At 31.0% G+C, this 16,395-nt stretch carries 16 protein-coding genes; 15 read left to right on the top strand and 1 reads right to left on the bottom strand.

Annotated features, from left to right (window positions below):
* The first annotated feature begins 10 nt into the window (after positions 1-10).
* The 11 genes from J418_RS0111630 (at position 11) to nifH (ending at position 11,489) form a co-directional block, all read left to right on the top strand.
* On the top strand, positions 11-1,144 hold the full coding sequence (locus tag J418_RS0111630; protein ID WP_017895645.1) for an iron-containing alcohol dehydrogenase family protein: 1,134 nt from the start codon (positions 11-13) through the stop codon (positions 1,142-1,144).
* Between the two features lie 38 nt (positions 1,145-1,182).
* A complete protein-coding gene (locus J418_RS0111625; protein WP_017895644.1) occupies positions 1,183-1,629 on the top strand; it encodes a hypothetical protein in 447 nt (148 codons plus the stop codon).
* Between the two features lie 306 nt (positions 1,630-1,935).
* Positions 1,936-3,405 carry a nitrogenase component 1 gene (locus J418_RS0111620; protein ID WP_017895643.1) on the top strand — a complete coding sequence of 490 codons (1,470 nt, stop codon included), beginning with the start codon at positions 1,936-1,938 and terminating at the stop codon, positions 3,403-3,405.
* A complete protein-coding gene (locus tag J418_RS0111615; protein ID WP_017895642.1) occupies positions 3,405-4,721 on the top strand; it encodes a nitrogenase component 1 in 1,317 nt (438 codons plus the stop codon). The genes J418_RS0111620 and J418_RS0111615 overlap by 1 nt, the downstream gene beginning before the upstream one ends.
* A 31-nt stretch (positions 4,722-4,752) precedes the next feature.
* Positions 4,753-5,823: an ABC transporter substrate-binding protein gene (locus J418_RS0111610; RefSeq protein WP_017895641.1), complete on the top strand. Its 1,071-nt coding sequence runs from the start codon at positions 4,753-4,755 to the stop codon at positions 5,821-5,823.
* Positions 5,824-5,853: 30 nt separating this feature from the next.
* Positions 5,854-6,687 (top strand): ABC transporter permease, encoded by an 834-nt coding sequence (locus tag J418_RS0111605; RefSeq protein WP_017751326.1) that lies wholly within the window; start codon positions 5,854-5,856, stop codon positions 6,685-6,687.
* 38 nt (positions 6,688-6,725) lie between these two features.
* Positions 6,726-7,598: an ABC transporter ATP-binding protein gene (locus J418_RS0111600; RefSeq protein WP_017751327.1), complete on the top strand. Its 873-nt coding sequence runs from the start codon at positions 6,726-6,728 to the stop codon at positions 7,596-7,598.
* 95 nt (positions 7,599-7,693) lie between these two features.
* Positions 7,694-8,536, top strand: a complete 843-nt coding sequence (locus J418_RS0111595; protein WP_017895640.1) for an ABC transporter ATP-binding protein — start codon at positions 7,694-7,696, stop codon at positions 8,534-8,536.
* Positions 8,533-9,537 (top strand): ABC transporter permease, encoded by a 1,005-nt coding sequence (locus J418_RS0111590; protein ID WP_017895639.1) that lies wholly within the window; start codon positions 8,533-8,535, stop codon positions 9,535-9,537. Before J418_RS0111595 ends, J418_RS0111590 begins: the two co-directional genes overlap by 4 nt.
* Before the next feature lie 22 nt (positions 9,538-9,559).
* Entirely contained in the window at positions 9,560-10,324 is a 765-nt protein-coding gene (locus J418_RS0111585; RefSeq protein WP_017895638.1) for an ABC transporter permease, read from the top strand.
* Between the two features lie 346 nt (positions 10,325-10,670).
* Positions 10,671-11,489, top strand: a complete 819-nt coding sequence (gene nifH / locus J418_RS0111580; RefSeq protein ID WP_017751332.1) for a nitrogenase iron protein — start codon at positions 10,671-10,673, stop codon at positions 11,487-11,489.
* A 90-nt stretch (positions 11,490-11,579) separates the two neighbouring features.
* Here the strand turns inward: nifH and J418_RS0111575 are convergent, their stop codons facing one another.
* The gene (locus J418_RS0111575; RefSeq protein ID WP_017751333.1) at positions 11,580-12,422 is read right to left on the bottom strand and encodes a PHP domain-containing protein; all 843 of its coding nucleotides are present in this window, start codon (positions 12,420-12,422) and stop codon (positions 11,580-11,582) included.
* A 231-nt stretch (positions 12,423-12,653) separates the two neighbouring features.
* On the opposite strand from J418_RS0111575, the gene J418_RS0111570 reads away from it, so the two are divergent.
* The 4 genes from J418_RS0111570 to J418_RS0111555 all read left to right on the top strand — a co-directional run bounded on the left by J418_RS0111570 (position 12,654) and on the right by J418_RS0111555 (position 16,268).
* Positions 12,654-12,851, top strand: coding sequence for an alpha/beta-type small acid-soluble spore protein (locus J418_RS0111570; protein WP_017751334.1), 198 nt, complete (start codon positions 12,654-12,656; stop codon positions 12,849-12,851).
* A gap of 181 nt (positions 12,852-13,032) precedes the next feature.
* Positions 13,033-14,262 carry an aminopeptidase gene (locus J418_RS0111565; protein WP_017751335.1) on the top strand — a complete coding sequence of 410 codons (1,230 nt, stop codon included), beginning with the start codon at positions 13,033-13,035 and terminating at the stop codon, positions 14,260-14,262.
* Positions 14,263-14,462: 200 nt separating this feature from the next.
* Positions 14,463-15,764, top strand: a complete 1,302-nt coding sequence (locus J418_RS0111560) for an O-acetylhomoserine aminocarboxypropyltransferase/cysteine synthase family protein (RefSeq protein WP_017895637.1) — start codon at positions 14,463-14,465, stop codon at positions 15,762-15,764.
* 54 nt (positions 15,765-15,818) lie between these two features.
* Positions 15,819-16,268: a pyridoxamine 5'-phosphate oxidase family protein gene (locus J418_RS0111555; protein ID WP_017751337.1), complete on the top strand. Its 450-nt coding sequence runs from the start codon at positions 15,819-15,821 to the stop codon at positions 16,266-16,268.
* Positions 16,269-16,395 lie beyond the last annotated feature (127 nt).

Here is a 16,395-nt window from a genome sequence, read left to right as displayed (position 1 = left end):
AGGTGATAAAATGATAAATATTAAAACACCAGATAGTTATGTCAGTGGTGAATATGTTTTAGAAAAATGTGGAAAATATATCTCAAAATTAGGAAAATATGCTTTAATAATTTGTGGAAAAACTGCGTGGTCTAAAACACAAATAAAAATTTTATCAAGTCTTACTAAAGAAAGAATTGAATATAAAATAGAAAAGTATGAAGGGTATTGTACATTTAATTCTATAGAAAAATATGCTGAAATAGCAAAACAGTTAAAAGTGGATATAATAGTAGGTGTAGGTGGAGGAAAGATAATGGATTTGGCAAAAGCTGTAGGAGAAATGACAAAACTATCTGTAATTACAATACCTACCATTGCTGCAACTTGTGCTGCCTGGTCAGCCTTATCGGTAATATATGATAATAATGGACAATATACAGATTATATTATTTTATCAAAAGCACCTAAGATTATTTTAGTTGATATAAATGTAATTTTAGACGCACCAATAAGATACTTGAATTCTGGAATAGCTGATTCTATTGTAAAATGGTACGAAATACTGCCTAATTTACACAGCAACGATGATATTAGTTTAAAAATAGGATTGCAGACGGCAAAATTGGCACTGATAATATTAGAAAAATATACTACAGGATTATATGTAGAGTCAAATAATAATTATATTACAAATGGGCAATATAAAGATGTAATTGATTCTATTATAATTTTAGCTGGACTTGCAGGAAGTTTTAGAAGTCAAAAAAATATTATATCAATAAGCCATTCTATACATGATAGTTTGACATATATACCGGAAACAAAATATGCTTTGCATGGACAGAAAGTTATTTTTGGATTGATTGTGCAATTTATCCTTGAAAAAAAGACTGATAAGGAAATATATAAACTTATTGATTTTGCAAACGCATTAAGTCTTCCTGTTACTTTAAAACAACTTGGAATAAAATATGACGTATCAAACAGTATATCAAATATAGCCAGTGGAGTTCATATAAATTCCTGTACTGAAAATGATCTTAATTTTAATGTGAATTATAAGTTGATTAAACAAGCAATAGCAAAGGCAGATCAATTAGGCACTAAAAGTCTTAAAAGAAAATATAATAAGGAAAATGAACCTTTAAGTGCAATTGTTTGATTTTGATATAATACCTATATACATTGGAGGTATAAAGTATGAGTGAGATATTAAATGATGCAATAAAATATGTAGAAAAAGCAAAAAATGCTCTATTGTTTATAATGAAAAAAAATAGTAAAACTAAGAAAACGAATATAAATGCATTTTTAGTTAATGAAACAAATATATATTTTATTGTAAATAAATACAATACTGATATTTGTAAAATAAAAGACTATTCAAAAGCAGGTCTTTATTTTGAAAATGATTTGCAAAGTTGTGATATTTTTAAAAATATCACTGTAATAGGAGAACTATCGGAGATTTTATTGGGAAAAGAGTTTTACAATATACTAAAGATAATGATTAATAGACATGATATTGTAAGAAGATATATAAAAAATGGATTGCTTGAAGAATATTCCATATACAAATTAAAACCTGAATTTATAAGGTTAACTGATTATATTGAAACTCTGGAAGAAATAAAAAAAATAATATAAAATTAATATTGACAGTATTCATAATATTCTGTATAATATATAAAAATGATATTTGATTATTTAGGTTTGGTCGACTGGAAAACCAGAGGCTTTAAAACAAAATGTTTTGTTTTAAAGCCTCTGGTTTTTGTTATTAATATCTAAGGAGAGAATTTAATAGAAGGTATTTACAATAAAATATTATCAAAACACAACTGAATATATAATTGGTTAAGTTGACCAGAAATACTGGAGGCTAAGCATTATCAAATGTTTGGTCTTTTATTTATAATTCAGTAAAACTACTTTTATGAAAGGAATGTTTTTATGTCAATTAATATAAAGAGCATTGAAGCAGCAAATAGAGAGAGCAGGCTTAACTCAATCACTGGATATACTGGTACAGTTAAAGATCTTGTTAAAAAGGCACAATGTGGGACACTTAAAAACAGGGAAAGATGCTTTAGTCAGGCCAGTAATTGCAGTTCTGGCTGTGCACAGGGATATTTATCAAGTATAGTAGATGCTGCTATTGTAAACCATGGGGCAATTGGTTGTTCTGCAGATGTGATAGGGGAGACCACAGGATTAAAATGGGGCCAAAATATAAGAGATTGGGAAAAGACAAATGTAAAGTTGATAAATACAAATATGACTGAAAATTCCACAGTATTTGGTGGCAAAAATAAATTGAGGGAAGGTATAAGAGAAGCCTACAGAAGATTCAATCCTAAAGCTATATTTATAACAACATCATGTGCTTCAGCAATAATTGGTGATGATGTTAAAGCCATTGCAGATGAGCTGGAAGAAGAAATAAAAATTCCAGTAGTTCCGGTTTTATGTGAAGGATTTAGATCCAAAATATGGGCATCAGGTTTTGATTCAGCATTTCATGCACTGCTGACACGTATAGTAAAGTCCCCAAGAAAGAAATGTCCTGAACTTATAAACATGATACAATTTAGCGGAAGTGGTAGAAAATATATAACTGAAATATTATCAAATTTAGGGCTTGTTCCTCAGTTTGGAATTCCATATTCTACTATAGAACAAATATCTAGAATGTCTGAAGCTGCAGCTACAATTAGTGTATGTGGGACACTTGGAAGTTACTTTGGAAATGGATTGGAGCAAAAATATGGAGTTCCTTATGTAAAGACCATACAACCTCATGGAATTAAAGCTATGGATAGCTGGCTTAGAGAACTTGGAAAAGTAGTTGGAAAAGAAAAAGAAGTTGAGGATTATATAGTGAAAGCAAAGAAAGAAATAAAACCAGAACTTGAAGATATCAGAAAAAAACTAAAGGGTAAAAAAGCTGTAGTAGGTATGGGCCCAAGCTTTTCACACAATTATATAAGAGTTTTGAAAGAGCTTGGAATCGAAGTAGTATGGGGTATTTCATGGCATTTCGATCAACATTATGATCATGGAAGTGTACCAGAATCCTCTATTGCACTATCTAACAGGGATAAGGATATTCCTATAAGTGTTTGTGATGGACAGAATTTTGAGGTGTTAAACTTGTTGAATAAAATAAAACCGGATTTATATATATCAAGACATCCAGGTACAACAGTATGGCCAACCAAGATGGGAATTCCATCTGTAATGGTAGCAGATGAATATACGGCTTTTGGATATAGAGGAATTATAAATTTTGGGTATAGGATAATAGATGCTTTAGAGAACAATAGCCTGGCTGAAGAATTGTCAAAGAGAATAAAATTTCCATATAATCCATGGTGGTTTAAACAGGATGCATTTAAATTTCTTGAAGATGAGGTGAAATAATGAGTAATATAGTGGAACAATTGAGACATGCTTGTGCCCTTGGAAGCTATGAATCAGTACTTGCAATAGATAGGGCAGTTCCAATTATACATTCCGGACCTGGTTGTGCAGCTAAAATATGGGCAACGCTGGGCTTGCAAAATGGATGTCAGGGAACAGGTTATATAGGAGGACATTCAATACCCTGCACAGATGCAGGAGAAAAAGAAGTAATATTTGGAGGAACAGATAGATTAGAAAAAGTTATTTCAAACTCCTTCAAGGTAATGGATGCTGATTTATATGTAGTGCTGACTGGCTGCACATCAGATATAGTAGGTGACTATGTAGGAGAAGTAGTAGACAGGTTTAAAGCACAGGGAAAACCTATAGTATATGCAGAAACAGGAGGATTTAAAGGGAGTAATTTTATAGGGCATGAATTGGTTATTGATGCAATAATAGATCAGTACCTGAAACCATCAGATAAAATTGATGAAGGACTTGTGAATATATGGGCTACTGTTCCATATCAGGACACATTTTGGTCTGGAAATTTGGAAACTATCGAAAAGTTATTAAATTCCATTGGTGTAAGAACAAATATAATTTTTGGTCATGGAAGGGGAATAAATGCTTTAAATAAAGTACCTAAAGCACAATATAACTTACTTATATCACCTTGGATTGGACTTAAAAATGTAAAACACCTTAAAGAAAAATTTGGAACTGAATTTTTACAATATCCAGTTCTTCCTATAGGACCTAAAGAAACAGGAAAGTTTTTGAGAACTATAGGGGAATTCCTAGGAATAGACAAAAGTATTATTGAAAGGGAAATTGAAAAACAGGAAGACAGATATTTTTATTATTTGGAGAGAGCAGCAGATGTTTTACTTGAAACCAGATTGCTTCCCAAGCATTTTGTTACTATAGCAGATAGTACATATGCTCTGGCTATATCCAAATTTTTGATAAATGATCTGGGACTTCTTCCAGCTAGGCAATTTATAACAGAAGATGTTTCAAAACAATATGAAAAAAAGGTAAAAGAAAGTTTTTCAGGATTTTATAATAACATTGTTCCTGAAATTCAATTTACAAGTGATAGTGGAGACATAAACAGTTATCTTAAAGATACTGATTTTAGAACAAAACCATTAATTTTAGGAAGTGGATGGGATAGAGTTATATCTAAAGATATAAAAGGATATGAACTTTCGATATCTGCACCGGTAAGCGACAGAATGGTACTTGATCGTTCATATTTAGGGTATGATGGTGGAATGAGGTTGATAGAGGATATTTATACTGTTGTACTTCAAGATTTTCAATAAATATAAATTTTGTTTCAGGGGGATGTATCAAATGATTAAAAAATCGTCTAAGAAAAAAATTATACTATTATTTATTTCATTAATTTGTATAGCTAGTTTTGCATTAACTGCTTGTGGAAAAAGCACCGCTACTTCTAGCAATGGGTCTTCCTCATCAACAAAAGATAAATTAAAACCAGATAAAGATGGATTGGTTGCTATAAAAACCTCATCTAAACTGGATTGTTCATCTACACCCTGGGTTGTTGCTGATAAAAAAGGATATCTCAAGAAATATGGTTTAAAAGTAGTTTATACTGGTGAAACTCAGTCAACTCAGCAAATCCCGGCAATTTTAAAAGGTGATAATTATGTAGAATCATTTCATCCAAACACATTTGCACCAGCTATAGCCGGTGGAGCAGATCTCATAGGTATAGGACCTGAAGGAATAGATCCTGTTGCAAACATAGATCCTAAATACAGGCATATGTGGTGGTTTGTAAGTGCAAAGGCCAATAAAGCCGGCGTTAAAACTTTCAAAGATTTGGTGAATTACAAGAAAGGTCAGAAATTGAAATTTACTACAGGAGCAGCTAATATTTGTACTGATTTCATAGGTAGTACTTTGGCAGAAAAATATGGACTTTCAAAAGACAGGATAGAATGGGTTACAATGCCGGATGTTCAAGCACTACAGGCTCTTTCACAGGGAACAGTTGATGTTTCTGCAGTACATCCACCATATTATACAGGGATGCAAAAAGCGGGAAATATAAAGATAGCAGATACAATGGAATCAGGTCTTGGACCAACAGCAGGTTTGTCGTACTGGGTTGTAAACAAAACCTGGGCAAAAGAAAACCCTAATGTAACTAGAAAGTTTCTTAAGGCTATGACAGAAGCTGAAACTTGGGCAAATCATAATCCAAAAGAAGCGGCAAAATTGACTGCAGAACACATAAAGCAGCCTGTTAGCGGCAATCACTATTATACTGAAAAATTAGATATAGATAATACAGCTTACTTAAAACCATGGTTGAAGTTTTCAGAAGAAGTTGGTTCCATACCTAAAGGCAAGATTAAAGTTTCAGATATGGTTACAGATGAATATTACAAATAAAAATTATTTTAGAAATAGGGGGATAGATGTATGACAGCTATAACAATTAAGAAGAGTAGCAAGGCTAATTCAATTAAAAAAGAATCAAATTGGATAAATAAGTTGATTGTTTTTGGAAGAAGATCTATTGCATTGATAGTGTTCTTTGCTCTGTGGGAAATAGCACCTAATATAGGATTAATAAATAAGCAGTTTATACCACCTATATCCGATATTTTAGTTTATCTTGTACAAATGGCAGTAGATGGAGATCTATTTGTTCATGTAGGAGCAAGTTTAACAAGGGCATTGGAAGGTTTTGCACTAGCTGTATTAGTAGGTGTGCCGCTTGGATTTTTATTAGGTGGATGGTTCAAGAAGTTTGAGGAAATACTTGATCCATTACTGCAGGTGTTTGCAAAAGTTAATCCATTTACACTTTTTCCTATATTTATATTGTTTTTTGGAATTGGCGAAGTTTCAAAAGTTGCAATAATCTTTTGGGTAGCACTATGGCCAGTACTCTTTCAAACCATTAATGGAATTAAAAACATTGATCCATTGTTGATAAAAGGCGCACGAGTTATGGCTACACCTAAATTTACACTTTTCTATAAAGTTGTTTTACCAGGAGCAGCACCTTTGATTTTTGCAGGTCTTAAATCAGCTGTTGGCACTGCATTTTTAATGCTTGTTGCTGCTGAAATGATAGGAGCAAGTAAGGGATTGGGATGGTTAATATTAAATGCAGAAAATAATTATAATATTGTTAGACTATATTCAGCAGCAATTACTATTGCAGCACTTGGACTATTGGTGTCAAAACTTTTGACGGTATTGGAGCATTTGGTAATAACATGGAAGGAAGATTCACCAACTATGTAATAAAATAATTTATTTGAAAAATAAAGGGGAGTGTTTGTGTGGGTAGTGAAAATGTAATATTGAAAAATTTTGATAAAAAGAATAAAAATACAACAGAAACTAAGATTTTAGCTAGAAATATAACACGCACATTTACAGTCAGGGATTCAGAAAAGAGAGGATTTAAAAAATTTACTGCAATCAAGGATATAAATTTAGAAGTAAGCTCAGGTGAATTTATTACTATTGTCGGACCAAGTGGATGTGGAAAATCAACTTTTTTGGATATTCTTTCTGGTCTTTCAAAGCCTACATCTGGTGAATTGTATATTGATGGAAAATTAGTAACTGGACCAGCCCTGGATAGAGGAATGGTTCTGCAGGGATATGGACTATTTCCATGGAGAAATGTTCGCAAAAACATTGAGTATGGATTGGAATTAAAGAAAATTCCTAAAAAAGATAGAAGAGAAATAAGCCAAAAATATATAGAATTAGTTGGTTTGAATGGTTTTGAAGATAGGTACATTCATGAAATCTCAGGTGGTATGAAACAGAGAGTTGCAATAGCCAGATCATTGGCTTATAATCCAGAAATTCTGTTGATGGATGAACCATTTGCAGCTGTTGATGCACAAACAAGGGAAACTATGCAGGAAGAACTTTTAAAGATATGGGAAAAGACCAGCAAAACTATAATTTTTATAACACATAGTATTGATGAAGCTGTATTTCTTGCAGATAGAGTTGTAGTTTTATCATCTAATCCCGGCGCTGTAAAGGAAATTATAGATGTGAATTTACCAAGACCAAGAAAGCTTGGTGAAATAAAAAATACTCCTAGATTTAATGATTTAAGTCATAGAGTTTGGAAACTTCTTCATGGTATTAATGATGAAAATATAACTAATACTGCTACTGCAAGTTTATAAAGTTCTGCACAACCTTTCAAACTATCTAATTAGTCTGATTATTAGACTGTTTGAAAGGTTAATTTTATAAGAAATATTAATTGGAGGAATGTTTAGTGGCTGAAAAATATAATAATATTTATAAGATTGTAATTGAAAATGTAAAAAAACTCTATAATGTGGTCTCTGAAGATGAAAAAAGCAGTAAAAAATTTTTGGCCATGGAGAATTTTAATCTTAATATAAAAAAAGGAGAATTTGTAACTATAGTAGGACCAAGTGGTTGTGGAAAATCAACTATTTTGGATATTCTGGCTGGTTTATCAAAACCTACATCTGGAAAGGTATATATTGATGGCAAACTAGTTACTGGTCCGGATCTTGATAGAGGGATTATTTTACAGGGTTATGCACTATTTCCCTGGTTAAATGTGAAGCAGAATATTGAATTTGGGCTTGACATAAAAGGTATTTCAAAAGTAGAAAGGAAAAAAATAAGTAAAAAGTATATTGATCTTGTGGGATTAAATAAATTTGAAAACAGGTATCCACATGAATTATCAGGTGGTATGAAACAAAGAGTGGCAATTGCAAGAGCTCTAGCTTATGATCCAGAAATTTTACTCATGGATGAACCATTTGCAGCTGTAGATGCCCAGAACAGGGAATTGCTTCAAGAAGAACTGTTGTCTATTTGGAACAAGACAAAAAAAACTATTGTATTTGTAACCCATAGTATTGAAGAGGCCATATTTTTAGCGGATAAAGTAGTGGTAATGACTAATAATCCGGGAAAAATTAAAGAAATTATCAAATTAAATTTAAAGAGACCAAGAAATGCTGTAAATATGAGAATTTCCAAAGAATATAATGATATTTGGAATAGAATATGGCAGCTTCTTCACAGTAATAGTAATAAAGAAGGAGAAAGAAAGTTAGACTATGGTGGAATTTTATGAGTAAGACAAAAAAATTCTGGACCTATTATATTCTAAGATATAGTGGAGTTGCAGTACTTTTAATATTATGGGAATTACTTCCCGCAATTGGAGCATTTAATCCTCAATTCATTCCATCTTTTTCTACTGTTCTTGGACAAATTCATGTATTATGGTTTAATAATGCCCTATTTACAAATATAATGGTAAGCTTATGGAGAGTTGCGTTAGGCCTTATTATAGCATCTATTATTGCTGTACCACTTGGACTCATACTTGGAGGTTGGTTTAATAGAGCTGCTGATCTTATGGATCCACTTTTTAGAATACTTGGTCAAGTAAATCCTTTTTCTTTGTTGCCTGCATTTATATTGTTCTTTGGGACAGGTGAAATTACAAAGTTGGCAGTAATTACATGGACAAGTATATGGCCGATTTTATATAACACTATACAGGGAGCTAAAAGTATTGATAAGCTTTTAATAAAGACGGCCATTTCTATGAAGGCATCAAATTGGCAGTTGTTTAAAAAAATAATGATACCATCTGCAGAACCATCTATTTTTGCAGGATTGAGAGTTGGAGCAGAGATGTCATTTTTTATAGTGATTGCTGCAGAAATGATAAGTTCCAATGCAGGATTGGGGTGGCTTTTTCACAATGCATCTATGAACAATCAAATTCCAAGAATGTATTCAGCAGGACTATTTATTATAATACTTGGAGTGTTGTTGAATAGGTTTTTGATATATGTTCAAAATAAAATATTTTTTTGGAAAGAGGCAAGTCAGAATTCTAGCTTTATTAAATTTAGAAAATTAAAAACCAAGTTTAGAAAACGTCAAATTGTTGCATTAATCGTAGTTGTAATTGTTATTTTAGGAATTGGAAGCTATGAAGTTAATTATTCTAATACGTCGGAATTTAATAATAGATTCAGCAATAGCAACGCTGCTGGGCATATGGAAATGAATATGGAAGATGAGGACAATTCTTCTGAACACATGAATATGACAAAATAAATTTTTTTGGAGATATTAAACAATGAAAAAAAGAAAAATAGATATTGTTTATAAATTATTGATTATAGTTATATTTATTTTAATATGGGAGGTATTAAGCAGAGTAGAAATATTAAATCCTCAATTTATACCATCTTTCTCTAGTATAATTGAAACTTTATTTGATACATTTCTTTCCCAAAATTTTATTTTAAGTGTTGGTACAAGTATAGAAAGAGCTTTACTGGGATTTGCAGTTTCAATTATAATTGGCATACCTTTAGGATTTTTACTGGGTGGCTGGTTTCCAAAAGTGGATTTAATAACAGAGCCGGTTGTAGAAATTTTTTCCCAGGTTAATCCATTTATATTATTTCATGTTTTTATTTTGCTGCTTGGTATTGGAGAAAGTACAAAAATAGCAGTGATTGCATGGACATGTATATGGCCTATAATGTTTAATACTATTTATGGTATAAGGCATGTAGATCCCTTAATCTTAAAAGAAGCCAGATCTTTTGGAATTGGGCGCAGAAAACTTTTTTATAAAGTAGTAATGCCATCTACACTCCCATCAATTTTTGTAGGAATTAGAATTAGTGCAGGATACTCCTTTTTTATGCTTATTGCAGCTGAAATGATGGGTGCCAGCTCAGGATTGGGATGGTTATTGTTGAGTTATCAACAAATTTATGATATAAAGAGAATATTTGCAACAGCCATTGTTATAGCTTTTCTTGGATTACTTTTAGATGTTTTGATAAAATTTATTGAAAATAGATTTGTGATAAATAGAGAAAATAGTTAATAGGAGAGTTACTATTAAAAAATTGGATTGTCATAAAAATCAAAAACCTTTGATTATAGAAAGTTTTTGGGATAAAAACATAATTTCTGAATTAACTTTAACTGAGGATATATACAACAATATTTTGCACAATTATTGATATATTAATAAAAAAGTTCAACTTTATATTAAATATTATTAATAAAATAAAAAGTCATTGACAGCAATGAATGCGTTATTTATAATATATGTAAATATAATTTATAATAATAAATTTTAGTTGACTGGAAAAACCAGAGACTTTAAATAAAAGTACTTTTATTTAAAGTCTCTGGTTTTCTTTATTTTAATTTTAGGAGGAAGACATATGAGACAGGTAGCAATTTATGGAAAGGGTGGAATAGGCAAATCCACAACAACACAAAATTTAACAGCAGGATTGGCTGAACTAGGTAAGAAAATAATGGTAGTAGGTTGTGACCCGAAGGCAGATTCAACTAGATTGCTTTTAGGTGGACTAGCTCAGAAAACTGTTTTGGATACATTGAGAGAAGAAGGGGACGATGTAGATTTAAGCACAATACTTAAAAACGGATATGGCAATATAAAATGTGTTGAATCAGGTGGACCAGAACCAGGAGTTGGATGCGCAGGAAGAGGTATAATAACCTCAATTAATATGCTGGAACAATTAGGAGCTTATACTGATGACTTGGATTATGTTTTCTATGATGTATTAGGTGATGTTGTTTGCGGTGGTTTCGCAATGCCAATACGCGAGGGTAAAGCTCAGGAAATATATATAGTGGCCAGTGGAGAAATGATGGCAATGTATGCAGCAAACAATATATCAAAAGGTATAAAAAAATTCGCCAATGCAGGTGGAGTTAGACTAGGTGGAATTATATGCAACAGTAGAAAAGTTGAAAATGAAAAGGCACTATTGGAAAATTTTGCAAAGAAATTAGGAACTCAACTTATTTATTTTGTACCACGCAGCTTGGATGTTCAAAAAGCAGAAATAAACAAACAAACTGTTATACAATATAGTCCAGAAGTTGAACAGGCAGATGAATATAGAGCATTGGCTAAAGCAATAGATGGAAATGACATGTTTGTAGTACCAAATCCAATGTCACAAGAAGAGTTAGAGAGTATACTTCTAGAACATGGACTTATAGAATAAAATTAGCTCCCAATTAATATTTAATGTATAAAGATATCCCAAAATAACTTTAAAAGATTATTTAGGGATATCATTTTTTCTGATAATAATTTATTTTATAGAATCCAATTTGTTTAAAAATATATCTATTCTATCCTCTTCAAGGTATACATATCCAGGTAAAGAGCCGTGTTTTGAATTATTACTATCTAATCCATGGAAATCAGATCCTGCAGATATAATCTTATTATATTTACTTGCATAGTTTATAAACTTTATTGTGTCGTCTTGTGTATTTGCAGGATAGATAGCTTCTATTCCATCAAAAGGAAGTTTAATTACATCTTCTACATTAACTTTTCTTATTAATACAGGATGTGCAAGTACTACCATAGCCTTCATTGATTTTAAGACAGCTATACCATCTTCGGTGGATATTTTTTTATTTGGAACATATGCGGGACTGTCTTCACCTATAAATTTTGAAAATATATAATCAAAGGTATAATCATATCCTGCATCTATTATAGCTCTAGCTATGTGAGGCCTTGCTATTATTCCATTTGCTTTTTTTAATATATCATCATAATCTAGTTTGATATTAAAAAATTTATACAGATTTTCTACTATTTCTCTTGCTCTATTCACTCTATAGTCATTCATTTTCTTAAGAAAAGTCCTAAAGTTATTATCTATATTATCTATATTTTTAAAATATCCTAAAACGTGAACACTACGTCCTTTATACAAAGTTGATAGTTCTATACCCGGAATGAATTTAATTCCAATTTTAGTACTTTGAGAAATAGCATCATCTATTCCTGATATTGTGTCATGATCCGTTAAAGCCATAATATCCAAATGCTGATCTTTGGCAAGGTTAACTAAATCTATAGGGGAAAACTTTCCATCTGATGCTGTAGAGTGTAAGTGAAAATCGCCTTTTTTATACAATAAAACCACCTGCCTATAAAATATTTAATGTACTTATTATACTATTTAAAAAAAGTTGTGCAAAATAATTATAGAATTATTTCTATTATAGAATTAAATTTCTAATTATGATAGAAACTACACTATTTTCATATAATTTTATAGAGTAATAAATGCAAAAAAGAACAAACTTATAATGCAAGGCAAAATTATATAGACAAAAAACAAATTAAATTTTAGGAGGGATTACTTATGGCAAGCAGATCAAATAGAGTATTAGTACCACAGGCAAAAGAAGGATTAAACAGATTTAAAATGGAATCAGCACGAGAAGTAGGTGTAAACTTAAAAGAAGGATACAATGGTGATCTTACTTCAAGAGAAGCCGGATCAATAGGTGGAAACATGGTTAAAAAGATGGTAGAAGCTTATGAACAAGGATTAAAATAGAGTTATACAGAGATTAAAATAAAATTTTAGTTTAAAATGAGTCCCGATAAGTGGATACGGTTAAAAATTATTTTAACATCAACTTATCGGGGCTATTTATATATAATATGTATGAATAACTTGAGTTAAAAAATAATTAGAGTTAACATATATTAATAATAAGATATTAAGGAGTCTGGAAATGAATAAAAATTATTTGGAGAAATATGCAAAAGTTATTGTTGAAATAGGCATAAATATTCAAGACAATCAAATTCTTGTTATCAATTCACCTATTGAATGTGCTGAATTTACCAGAATGATTTCAGAAGTTGCTTATAAAAAAGGAGCTAGGGATGTAGTTGTAAATTGGAGTGATGAAAAATTCGCAAAAATTAAATATATAAATGGAAAAGAAGAAATATTTGATAATTTCCCTGAATGGAAAAAAGATCTATATACTAACTATGCAAGAGAAAATGCTGCATTTTTAAGTGTTTATGCTTCTGACCCGGAACTTATGAAAGATGTAGATCCAAAGAGAATAATGAGGGCTAGCAAGGCATCAAATGTAGCTTTATCAGAATACAGAGAAAGAATGATGAGTGACAGGAATGTGTGGTGTGTTGTATCTATACCTACAAGAGCATGGGCAAAGAAGGTTTTTCCAGGTATTTCAGAGAGTGAAGCACTAGAAAAACTTTGGGATACTATATTTAAAACAGTGAGAGTTAATGGAAATGAACCAGTAGAGGCATGGAATAAACATAAAATTAATTTAAGGAAAAGCATGGAATTTTTGAATAATAACAATTTTAGATATCTTAAATATAAAAACCAATTGGGAACAGACTTGAAAATAGAACTTCCTCAAGGACATATTTGGCTTGGAGGATCATCTATTAGTGAAAAAGGTATAGAGTTTATGCCTAATATGCCGACAGAGGAAGTATTCACATTACCTTTAAAGACTGGTGTAAATGGAAAAGTGGTGAGTTCCAGACCTTTAAACTATAATGGAAATATAATTAATAATTTTTCCATTATTTTCAGGAAAGGAAAAATAGTAGATTTTACAGCTGATCAAGGGTATGAGACGTTAAAACATATTATTCAAACAGATGAAGGGTCTCATTATCTTGGAGAAGTGGCATTGGTACCATTTGATTCACCAATTTCAAATTTAAATATATTATTTTATAATACATTGTTTGATGAAAATGCATCCTGCCATTTAGCAATAGGAGAGGCCTATCCTGTTTGTCTTAAAGAAGGTAAAAATATGTCTAAAGAAGCTCTTAAAGCTGCTGGAGTAAATCATTCACTTGAACATGTAGATTTTATGATAGGGACTGAAGATTTAGGTATAATCGGTATAACACAGGAAGGTAAAGAAGTAGAGGTGTTCAAAAATGGAAACTTTATCTATTGACAGAGTATACTTGATTTGATATTATAGTAATAATATTTATTTTGAAAACGAAAATTAAAGCATTATTTTGTAAGAGAGTTTTTTGATTTTATATAAAATATAAAAGTTGACTAGAAACACTAGAGACTTATTCCTGTTTTAGGAGTATGAGTATCTAGTGTTTTTTCATTGTCTTTAATTTTTTAAGGGGGAGTTATACTATGTCACACGAAATAAACTACGGGTTTGAAACTCTTCAAATTAGAGGAGGATATGATCCTAAGAAACATAATTATGCATGTACTGTACCTATTTATCAGACTGCATCTTTTAATTTGGGGGATACAGATAGATTAGAAAGAATAAAGTCCAAGGAGGAACATGGTTTTCTTTATACAAGAAGTGGAAACCCAACTCTTGATATACTTGAAAAGAGGATAACGGCACTTGAAGGAGGCACCGCTTCATTAGCAGTAGCGTCAGATATGGCAGCAGTGGCATATTCCATATTGAATTTAACTGAAGGAGGAGGTGAAATAGTAGCGGTAAAGTCACTATATGCAGGATCTTATAATCTTTTGACTCATACGCTCCCAAAGTTTGGAATTAGAGTAAACTGGGTGGAGGATCATGGAAATGTTGAATCATTTAAAAGGGCAATAACAGAAAATACAAAAGGGATATTTATAGAAAGCATAGGCAATCCTCTTATGAATATATTGGATATAGAAAATATAGCTAATATTGCACATGAACAATTTATACCACTTGTAGTAGATAATACTTTTGCGACTCCATATCTCTTAAAACCATTTGATTTTGGTGCAGATATAGTTGTATATTCTTCTACTAAAGCATTAGGAGGGCATGGTTCTACTATTGGAGGACTAATCGTTGAAAGTGGAAAATTTGACTGGAGCAGTGGAAAATTTTCACATTTCACTGAACCGGATTATAAATTGGATAATGAAAATTTGGTTGAAAAATTTCCTGAAGTTGCATTTACTACTAGGGCAAGAACACATTACTTATCTGAATTTGGAGCGGTTTTGAGTCCTTTTGATGCATTTTTAATACTTGAGGGGCTTGAATCTTTGTCGATTAGAGTTGAAAGAGAAGTGAGAAATACCCATATAATAGTTAATTATCTACTTAATCATTCTCTAGTTGAATGGGTTAATTATCCTGCTGCTCCAAGTAATATAAATCCAAATAACAGAGAGCTTGTAGAAAAATATTTTCCAAAAGGACCTGGAACTATGTTTACTTTTGGATTTAAGGGCAATCAGAATAATATCAATAAATTTCTAAACAGTTTAAAAATATTTAGTTTTCTTGTAAATGTTGGAGATTCCAAGTCACTTATTGTTCAGCCTTTTGAGACAACACATTCTTCTCTTAGTGAAGAAGATAAAATAAAAGCAGGAGTTTTTGAAAATGCATTGAGGATATCTATCGGATTGGAAAATGTTGAGGACTTAATTTCAGATCTAGATCAGGCATTTAAGAAATCTATAGATTAAATTGTATTAATAGTGAACATTGAGTTATAATTATAAAAAAGGAGGATTTTACATATGAGTGAAGTATTAAATGAGTCAATAAAATATATAGAACAATCAAAGACAGGTTTACTTATTACAACAGGTGAGGACGGTTATCCTTATGTAAGAATCATGGGGGCTTTTTCAAATGATGGAGCAAATTTATATTTTGAGACAGGAAAAAATTCAAATAAAGTAAAGCATATTAAGAACAACCCAGTAGTTACATTTTATTTCCAAAATGAAAATCAAGCCTATGATACCTTTAAAAGTGTTTCTGTAACAGGAGAGGCATCAGAAGTTTTACAAGGTGACGATGATTTTAATAAGGCAGTGGATGGAATAAGTATTAGATATCCGATATTAAAGGAAAATGTATCTAAAGGGAAAATTGGGGAATCAGCTATATATAGAATAAAAACAAAATTTATTAAGTTAGCTGATTATACTAAAAATCCTAAAGAAGTAAAAGAATTTGTATAATATATAATGAAGAAAAGACTAACATTGATAATGTTGGCCTTTTTTATTTATAAAAATTTATCTTTAATATAAATAATATATATTATGTTAATAACATTAAAAAGTAAACTTAAAATTGTAATATAAT

Origin of the sequence: Clostridium tyrobutyricum DSM 2637 = ATCC 25755 = JCM 11008, assembly GCF_000359585.1 — a bacterium.
Lineage (GTDB): Bacteria > Bacillota > Clostridia > Clostridiales > Clostridiaceae > Clostridium_B > Clostridium_B tyrobutyricum.
Note: the sequence above shows the minus strand (reverse complement) of the source record. Positions and strands in the feature narration are given on the sequence as shown.

What these genes read in the sequence shown, in the direction of transcription:
- J418_RS0111630 (WP_017895645.1), top strand. Translation starts at nt 11, where the DNA reads ATGATAAATATTAAAACACCAGATAGTTATGTCAGTGGTGAATATGTT.
- J418_RS0111625 (WP_017895644.1), top strand. Translation starts at nt 1,183, where the DNA reads ATGAGTGAGATATTAAATGATGCAATAAAATATGTAGAAAAAGCAAAA.
- J418_RS0111620 (WP_017895643.1), top strand. Translation starts at nt 1,936, where the DNA reads ATGTCAATTAATATAAAGAGCATTGAAGCAGCAAATAGAGAGAGCAGG.
- J418_RS0111615 (WP_017895642.1), top strand. Translation starts at nt 3,405, where the DNA reads ATGAGTAATATAGTGGAACAATTGAGACATGCTTGTGCCCTTGGAAGC.
- J418_RS0111610 (WP_017895641.1), top strand. Translation starts at nt 4,753, where the DNA reads ATGATTAAAAAATCGTCTAAGAAAAAAATTATACTATTATTTATTTCA.
- J418_RS0111605 (WP_017751326.1), top strand. Translation starts at nt 5,854, where the DNA reads ATGACAGCTATAACAATTAAGAAGAGTAGCAAGGCTAATTCAATTAAA.
- J418_RS0111590 (WP_017895639.1), top strand. Translation starts at nt 8,533, where the DNA reads ATGAGTAAGACAAAAAAATTCTGGACCTATTATATTCTAAGATATAGT.
- J418_RS0111585 (WP_017895638.1), top strand. Translation starts at nt 9,560, where the DNA reads ATGAAAAAAAGAAAAATAGATATTGTTTATAAATTATTGATTATAGTT.
- nifH (WP_017751332.1), top strand. Translation starts at nt 10,671, where the DNA reads ATGAGACAGGTAGCAATTTATGGAAAGGGTGGAATAGGCAAATCCACA.
- J418_RS0111570 (WP_017751334.1), top strand. Translation starts at nt 12,654, where the DNA reads ATGGCAAGCAGATCAAATAGAGTATTAGTACCACAGGCAAAAGAAGGA.
- J418_RS0111565 (WP_017751335.1), top strand. Translation starts at nt 13,033, where the DNA reads ATGAATAAAAATTATTTGGAGAAATATGCAAAAGTTATTGTTGAAATA.
- J418_RS0111560 (WP_017895637.1), top strand. Translation starts at nt 14,463, where the DNA reads ATGTCACACGAAATAAACTACGGGTTTGAAACTCTTCAAATTAGAGGA.
- J418_RS0111555 (WP_017751337.1), top strand. Translation starts at nt 15,819, where the DNA reads ATGAGTGAAGTATTAAATGAGTCAATAAAATATATAGAACAATCAAAG.